The following is a 6,995-nucleotide window of genomic DNA, read 5'->3' on the forward strand; positions in this document are numbered from 1 at the left end:
CCGTGGACTCCATATTTTCTATTGGCATCCAGTCATTATGGGACGAATTGAGCCACATGCCAGTCGGAGGAGTCTGGTGGATTAATACGGACCGTAATGAAGATGCTATCAGTCTTGTAAACCAGACAATTGCTGCTCAGGATAAGGATTCCCTCGTGGCCGTCATTAGCATGGGCGAAGAGTCGAAGAACATTATCACGCTTGAAAGTGACCGCGGCCCCCAGACGGTGCGATTATTTTCCATGACATCGGAAGCCGATAGTCTATACTTTTTGACCCGCGACGTTCAGTGCTCTATTGACCCGGATCACTATTTAGTGATCCTTAAATGTGCAAATAACGTTCTGCAAAATATACCTGCGGAAAAACTGCTGTCGTGGCTGGAAAAAATCAATAAATGGGCAAAATTTCAAAATTGCACGCTTCTGGTCGTCAATCCCGGCAGTAATAATGACAAGCTGTTCTCACTTTTAATGGCCGAATATCGCTCCCTGTTCGGTTTGGCAAGCGTGCGCGACCAGGTGGGCAGCTATCTCTACGATATTGCATTCTGGTGTAATGAAAAAGGCGTGAGCGCCAGGCAACAGCTTACGCTGAAACATATCGAGGGCGAGTGGCACCTGGCGCAGCAGGAAGAAACCGTGGTGCAGCCGCGCAGTGACGAAAAACGCATTCTTAGCCATATCGCGGTTTTAGAGGGGGCGCCCGCCCTGTCGGAAAACTGGACATTGTTTGATTCTAACGAAGCCCTTTTCCATGAAGCCCGCACAACCCAGGCGGCAACCCTTATTTTCTCGCTGATGCAGAATAACCAGATTGAGACGCTGGCACGACAAATCCACACCTTACGCCGCCAGCGCGGCAGTGCGTTAAAAATTATTGTGCGCGAAAATAATACCAGCCTGCGCGCCACCGATGAGCGCCTGCTTCTGGGCTGCGGCGCCAATATGGTTATTCCCTGGAATGCGCCGTTGTCACGCTGCCTGACGCTTATCGAAAGCGTTCAGGGCCAGCAGTTTAGCCGCCACGTACCGGAAGATATTTCCACGCTGCTCTCCATGACGCAGCCGATGAAGCTGCGTGGGTACCAAAAATGGGATACCTTCTGCGACGCCGTGGGCAACATGATGAACAACACGCTTCTTCCTGCAGACGGAAAAGGGGTCATGGTTGCCCTGCGTCCTGTACCGGGTATTCGCGTTGAACAGGCGCTCACCCTATGTCGCCCGAATCGTACAGGGGACATCATGACCATTGGCGACAATCGCCTGGTGCTGTTTTTGTCCTTCTGCCGGGTAAACGATCTCGATACGGCACTTAACCACATCTTTCCCCTGCCTACCGGGGATATTTTCTCGAACCGTATGATTTGGTTCGAAGATAATACGATTAGCGCGGAGCTGGTGCAGATGCGTGCGCTCCAGCCTGAACAATGGGCCAAACCGCTCGCTATCACGAGCGATGCCAAACCGATCCTCAATGCCAGACATGATGGACACGTCTGGCGTCGAATTCCGGAACCCCTTCGCTTATTAACAGACAACGCGGAGAACGCATCATCATGAATATCAGCGATATCATTCAACTGGTTATATTCTGTGCGCTGATCTTTTTCCCGCTTGGCTACTACGCGCGCCATTCCATACGCTGTATCCGTGATACGGCCAGAGTGCTGTTTATCAAACCTCGCTATGTAAAACCAGCCGGAATACTGACACGGGCATCACACGTCAAGGCAGACCGAAAACATGACTAATTCTACCTATACCGCTTCGTCACCCTCGCCGCTCTGGCAGTACTGGCGCGGCCTTTCCGGCTGGAACTTCTACTTTCTGGTGAAGTTTGGTCTGCTGTGGGCAGGCTATCTGAATTTCCATCCCCTTCTCAACCTCGTGTTTATGGCCTTCCTGCTGATGCCGCTGCCGAATATCAGGCTGCATCGCTTACGCCACTGGGTCGCTGTACCTGTCGGCTTTGCGCTGTTCTGGCATGATACCTGGCTACCGGGGCCGGACAGCATTATGAGCCAGGGGTCGCAGGTGGCGGGCTTCAGTGCAGACTATATGCTTGACCTGACCGAGCGCTTTATTAACTGGCAGATGATTGGCGCGGTATTTGTGCTGCTGGTTGCCTGGCTGTTCCTGTCACAGTGGATCCGCGTTACGGTGTTTGTCGTCGCGATTATGATCTGGCTTAACGTGCTGACGCTGGCTGGGCCGAACTTTTCGCTGTGGCCTGCAGGTCAACCGACCACCACGGTAACCACCACCGGGGGAAGCGCGGCGGCCACCGTCACCACGGCAGGCGATACGCCTGTGGTGGGCGATATCCCAACCCAGACCGCACCGCCGACCTCTACCAACCTGAACGCCTGGCTCTCCAGTTTCTATACCGCGGAGGACAAACGACAGACTAAATTCCCGGATGCGCTGCCGGCAGATGCTCAGCCGTTTGAACTGCTGGTGATCAACATCTGCTCTCTCTCCTGGGCCGACGTGGACGCCGCCGGTTTGATGTCTCATCCGCTGTGGTCACACTTCGATATTCAGTTTAAAGATTTCAACTCTGCCACCTCGTACAGCGGCCCGGCGGCGATCCGCCTGCTGCGTGCAAGCTGCGGCCAGACATCGCATAAAAACCTGTATCAACCCGCCGGCAACCAGTGTTATCTGTTCGATAACCTCGCAAAACTGGGCTTTACGCAGCATCTGATGCTGGGGCATAACGGCCAGTTCGGTAACTTCCTGAAAGAGGTGCGCGAACAGGGCGGCATGCAGGCACCGCTGATGGATCAAACCGGTCTTCCTGTCTCTCTGTTGGGCTTCGACGGTTCGCCCGTTTATGACGATACCGCCGTTCTGCAACGCTGGCTGCAGACCATCGAAAAAGACAGTAATCCGCGCAGCGCGACGTTCTTTAACACCCTGCCGCTCCACGACGGTAACCATTTCCCGGGCGTGAGCAAAACGGCTGATTATAAAGTGCGTGCGCAGAAGTTCTTCGACGAGCTGGACGCGTTCTTCACGGAGCTGGAAAAATCAGGCCGTAAAGTGATGGTGGTTGTGGTACCTGAGCACGGCGGCGCGCTGAAAGGCGACAGAATGCAGGTTTCGGGTCTGCGTGATATCCCAAGCCCGTCCATCACTAACGTGCCTGCAGGCATTAAATTCTTTGGGATGAAGGCACCGCATCAGGGCGCACCGATTGAGATTACACAGCCAACCAGCTATCTGGCGATTTCAGAACTGGTTGCCCGCGCCGTTGACGGGAAGCTGTTTGTGGAAGATAGCGTGAACTGGGATCGGCTCACCAGCAACCTGCCGCAAACGGCAGAAGTCTCAGAGAACGCTAACGCGGTCGTCATTCAGTATCAAAACAAACCTTACGTTCGCCTGAACGGCGGGGATTGGGTGCCGTATCCGCAGTAATACGGTATGACGTCCCTCTCCCCATCGGGGAGAGGGACAATCTCGACATTATTGCTGGGCGATCCACACCAGCATTTTCAGACTTGCCGAATAGTAGTCGTCTTTAGAGGTGATTTCGGGTTCACCGGAAGACTGCCCCATCGTAAAATCGCGTACAGCCAGCAGGCCGCCTTCCATCATGTAGGGCGCATATTCGTTGGTCGTGACGTTAACCCAGGCGGGAGTTTGTTCCCGGGAGAACTGTCCGAACCAGGCCTTCCACGGCGTCAGCAGCGGGCTTTGCTTATCAGACCAGGCAACGTACAGCGGAACACGAATCGCGTCATAGCTCATTCGCGGCGGCCAGCCTTTAGCAGGAGCCAGCTTGCCACCTGATGCCAGTGAAACCCAGTCAGTTGGCAGATTCGCTTTACCCGAGCCCATTTTCCCCAGCAGGCGTTTCCCGTCCTTAATCAAATCGCGCCAGACCGGCAAATGACTGCGTCTGGAGAAGGCCTGCCAGGCCGGAAACACGAAATAGGAAGGATTGAGGACCACTTCACCCTCAAGCTTAAACCCCTGGACGCCGGGCAGCATCACGCGGTAACCGGCATAGCGGATCACGCTGTGGTCAATCAGTGCTTTTGTAATTGCATCCGATGCGGTGCTGTAGCGCTTGTCATGCCAGCGGGCGTCGGCTTTCAGCAACGCCCAGGCAATCAGCACGTCGCCATCTGCTGCGTTGTTTTTGTCGGTGACCGGGTTGGACTCTGCGGGATTATAGCGCCAGTAAAACAGACCATTTTCTTTGTTCTTCAGCTGACTGTCTGTCCATTGCCAGAGCTTATCGAACGTGGCTTTATCGTCGTTGGCCACCGCCATCAGCATGGCAAAACCCTGACCTTCCGTATGCGACACGCCGCCATTGCCGGTATCAACAATACGGCCTTCCGGTTTGAAAAAGCGGGCCTTGTAACTCTCCCAGGCCCGATCCGCATGAGAGAGAGGCGAGAACAGCAGACTCATCATGACGGCCAGCGTCGCGCACACGGGTTTTCGCATAATTAACTCGATCCGGTTATTCGGCACTTCTCAGTGAAATCTCACCGCCCATCCAGGGTTTGATCACGCCATCCTGCTCCAGGAGCAGCGCGCCCTGTGCGTCAATACCGCGGGAAATTCCGTAGATCTCTTTATCACCAATCAGCAGTTTCACCGGGCGGTTGATAAAGTTATCCAGCTTTTCCCAACGAGACAGGAACGATGCCAGTCCTTCCTGCTCAAAAAGCGTGAGTGAACTGCGCAACTCTTTAATCATACGCACGGCAAGGGTGTTACGATCGATGACGATCCCCGCCTCCTGGAGGTTAGTCCAGGCCTGATTCACCACATCATTTTGTACATTGCGCATCACCATGTTGAGGCCTGCGCCAATGACGATTTGCGCCGCATCGCCCGTTTTTCCCGTCAGTTCGACCAGAATGCCGGCAAGTTTACGATCGTTGAGGTACAGGTCATTAGGCCACTTAACACGTACTTTATCCGCCCCCAGATCGTGCAGCACTTCCGCCATGACGATGCCGATGACCAGACTCAGACCAATGGCAGCTGCCGGGCCCTGCTCAAGTCGCCAGTACATGGACAGATAGAGGTTAGCGCCAAATGGCGAAAACCATTTGCGACCGCGACGGCCGCGACCAGCCTGTTGATATTCAGCAACGCAGGCATCGCCGGATGTCAGCTCAGGCAGACGATCCAGAAGATACTGGTTCGTCGAATCAATCACCGGCAGCACCGCTACATTGCCGTGTCCGATCTGGCTGCGGATCGCTTCTTCATTCAGCAATTGAATCGGCTCCGGCAGGCTGTAGCCTTTTCCGGGAACAGTGAACACATCAACACCCCAGTCGCGAAGCGTCTGGATATGTTTATTGATAGCAGCACGGCTCATGCCAAGCTGTTCACCCAGCTGCTCGCCAGAATGAAACTCACCGTCAGCAAGGATGCTAATCAGGGTTAAGGGAATGGTATTGTCCTTCACGCGATAGCCTCCACTGCATTAACTTCACCTGTACAGCCAATGAAGCGAACTTCTGGCTCCAGCCAGACGTTAAATTTTTCGCCCACACGCTGACGAACATAATGAGCCAGCTGTACAACATCATCGCTGGTCGCATCGCGCTGATTAATCAGCACCAGAGCCTGCTGCTGGTGAACGGCAGCACCGCCTACTGAAGTGCCTTTTAGCTGGCATTGATCGATAAGCCATCCCGCAGCAAGCTTCACGCTGCCATCCGCCTGAGGGTAATGTGGCGCGGCTGGCCATCCTTCAAGAAAGGCTTTTGCATTTTCGCTGCTGATAACCGGGTTTTTGAAGAAGCTTCCAGCGTTTCCGTTTACTTTTGGATCGGGAAGTTTGGTCATTCGCATATGGCAAACGGAATCAAAAACGTCACGGGCGGTTACGGTAGCCGGATCGAGACGCGTTAAATCCCCGTAGGTCAACACCGGCTGCCAGTTCTTCGACAGGCGCAGACCCACGGCGACAATCACGTAGCGATCCTGATATTCATGTTTGAAGATACTGTCACGATAGCCAAACCGGCACTGTTCCGCCGTTAAACGCTTTGCCGTTCCGGTCGCCAGTTCGATGCAGTCGACATATTCGCAGACATGTTTCAGTTCGAGGCCGTAGGCACCGATGTTTTGAATAGGTGACGATCCGGCGCAGCCTGGAATAAGCGCAAGGTTTTCCAGGCCCGGCATCCCTTTTTCGAGGGTGAATTGCACCAGCTGATGCCAGTTTTCTCCGGCACCCACGTGCAGGTGCCAGCTATCGGCACGCTCTTCCACATCAATTCCCATGATGCGGTTAACGATCACCGTTCCCGCAAAATCATCGAGAAACAGGACATTACTTCCTTCGCCCAGAATCAGTACGGGTTCGTTATTTTCAGTTGCGCTTTGCCATGCATCCAGCAGTTGCTGTGCAGTATCGGCACGTACAATTTGTTTAGCATTGAGTTGAATGCCAAAGGTATTCCAGGGCTTAAGGGAGTGGTTCATAGACGCTATCCTGATGCAAAAACGCAGGTAGTTTACCGTATAAGCAGGGCGTTGGGGGATTAGTTTGTGCAGCGTATAAACGCAAAAAGGCCATCCTTTCGGATGGCCTCTTCACTTAATTGATGCCTGGCAGTTCCCTACTCTCACATGGGGAGACCCCACACTACCATCGGCGCTACGGCGTTTCACTTCTGAGTTCGGCATGGGGTCAGGTGGGACCACCGCGCTAAAGCCGCCAGGCAAATTCTGTTAATCTGTATCAGGCTGAAAATCGTGTCTGTCTCTTCGCCAAAACACCTTCGGCGTTGTAAGGTTAAGCCTCACGGTTCATTAGTATCGGTTAGCTCAACGCATCGCTGCGCTTACACACCCGACCTATCAACGTCGTAGTCTTCAACGTTCCTTCAGGACCCTTAAAGGGTCAGGGAGAACTCATCTCGGGGCAAGTTTCGTGCTTAGATGCTTTCAGCACTTATCTTTTCCGCATTTAGCTACCGGGCAGTGCCATTGGCATGACAACCC

General features: G+C 53.8%; 6 protein-coding genes and 2 rRNA genes. 3 read left to right on the forward strand and 5 right to left on the reverse strand.

Annotation, left to right across the window (positions count from 1 at the left end):
• Positions 1 to 2 precede the first annotated feature (2 nt).
• From bcsE to bcsG, 3 genes are read left to right on the forward strand one after another with little or no spacing between them, the layout of a single operon-like run.
• Positions 3 to 1,565, forward strand: a complete 1,563-nt coding sequence (bcsE, locus tag LA04_RS20605) for a cellulose biosynthesis c-di-GMP-binding protein BcsE (RefSeq protein ID WP_047652957.1) — start codon at positions 3 to 5, stop codon at positions 1,563 to 1,565.
• Positions 1,562 to 1,756, forward strand: coding sequence for a cellulose biosynthesis protein BcsF (gene bcsF / locus LA04_RS20610; protein WP_081957737.1), 195 nt, complete (start codon positions 1,562 to 1,564; stop codon positions 1,754 to 1,756). Before bcsE ends, bcsF begins: the two co-directional genes overlap by 4 nt.
• Positions 1,749 to 3,428 (forward strand): cellulose biosynthesis protein BcsG, encoded by a 1,680-nt coding sequence (bcsG, locus tag LA04_RS20615; RefSeq protein WP_047652959.1) that lies wholly within the window; start codon positions 1,749 to 1,751, stop codon positions 3,426 to 3,428. The genes bcsF and bcsG overlap by 8 nt, the downstream gene beginning before the upstream one ends.
• A 48-nt stretch (positions 3,429 to 3,476) precedes the next feature.
• Here bcsG and LA04_RS20620 read toward each other — a convergent pair whose 3' ends face one another.
• The 5 genes from LA04_RS20620 to LA04_RS20640 all read right to left on the reverse strand — a co-directional run.
• Positions 3,477 to 4,469: a glycosyl hydrolase family 8 gene (locus tag LA04_RS20620; protein ID WP_047652960.1), complete on the reverse strand. Its 993-nt coding sequence runs from the start codon at positions 4,467 to 4,469 to the stop codon at positions 3,477 to 3,479.
• Positions 4,470 to 4,485: 16 nt separating this feature from the next.
• Complete coding sequence (gene birA, locus LA04_RS20625; RefSeq protein WP_047652961.1) at positions 4,486 to 5,448, reverse strand: bifunctional biotin--[acetyl-CoA-carboxylase] ligase/biotin operon repressor BirA; 963 nt, start codon at positions 5,446 to 5,448, stop codon at positions 4,486 to 4,488.
• Positions 5,445 to 6,473 carry a UDP-N-acetylmuramate dehydrogenase gene (gene murB / locus LA04_RS20630; protein ID WP_047652962.1) on the reverse strand — a complete coding sequence of 343 codons (1,029 nt, stop codon included), beginning with the start codon at positions 6,471 to 6,473 and terminating at the stop codon, positions 5,445 to 5,447. The genes birA and murB overlap by 4 nt, the downstream gene beginning before the upstream one ends.
• A gap of 124 nt (positions 6,474 to 6,597) precedes the next feature.
• Positions 6,598 to 6,713, reverse strand: a 5S ribosomal RNA gene (rrf, locus tag LA04_RS20635).
• Between the two features lie 69 nt (positions 6,714 to 6,782).
• Positions 6,783 to 6,995, reverse strand: a 23S ribosomal RNA gene (locus LA04_RS20640); the annotation flags it as partial.

It is taken from the genome of Enterobacter sp. UCD-UG_FMILLET (genome assembly GCF_000762975.1).
Taxonomy (GTDB): domain Bacteria; phylum Pseudomonadota; class Gammaproteobacteria; order Enterobacterales; family Enterobacteriaceae; genus Enterobacter; species Enterobacter dykesii.

Bases quoted from the DNA above. Each gene is read 5' to 3' on its own strand.
- bcsG (WP_047652959.1), top strand. From the start codon at position 1,749: ATGACTAATTCTACCTATACCGCTTCGTCACCCTCGCCGCTCTGGCAG.
- LA04_RS20620 (WP_047652960.1), bottom strand. From the start codon at position 4,469: ATGCGAAAACCCGTGTGCGCGACGCTGGCCGTCATGATGAGTCTGCTG.
- bcsF (WP_081957737.1), top strand. From the start codon at position 1,562: ATGAATATCAGCGATATCATTCAACTGGTTATATTCTGTGCGCTGATC.
- murB (WP_047652962.1), bottom strand. From the start codon at position 6,473: ATGAACCACTCCCTTAAGCCCTGGAATACCTTTGGCATTCAACTCAAT.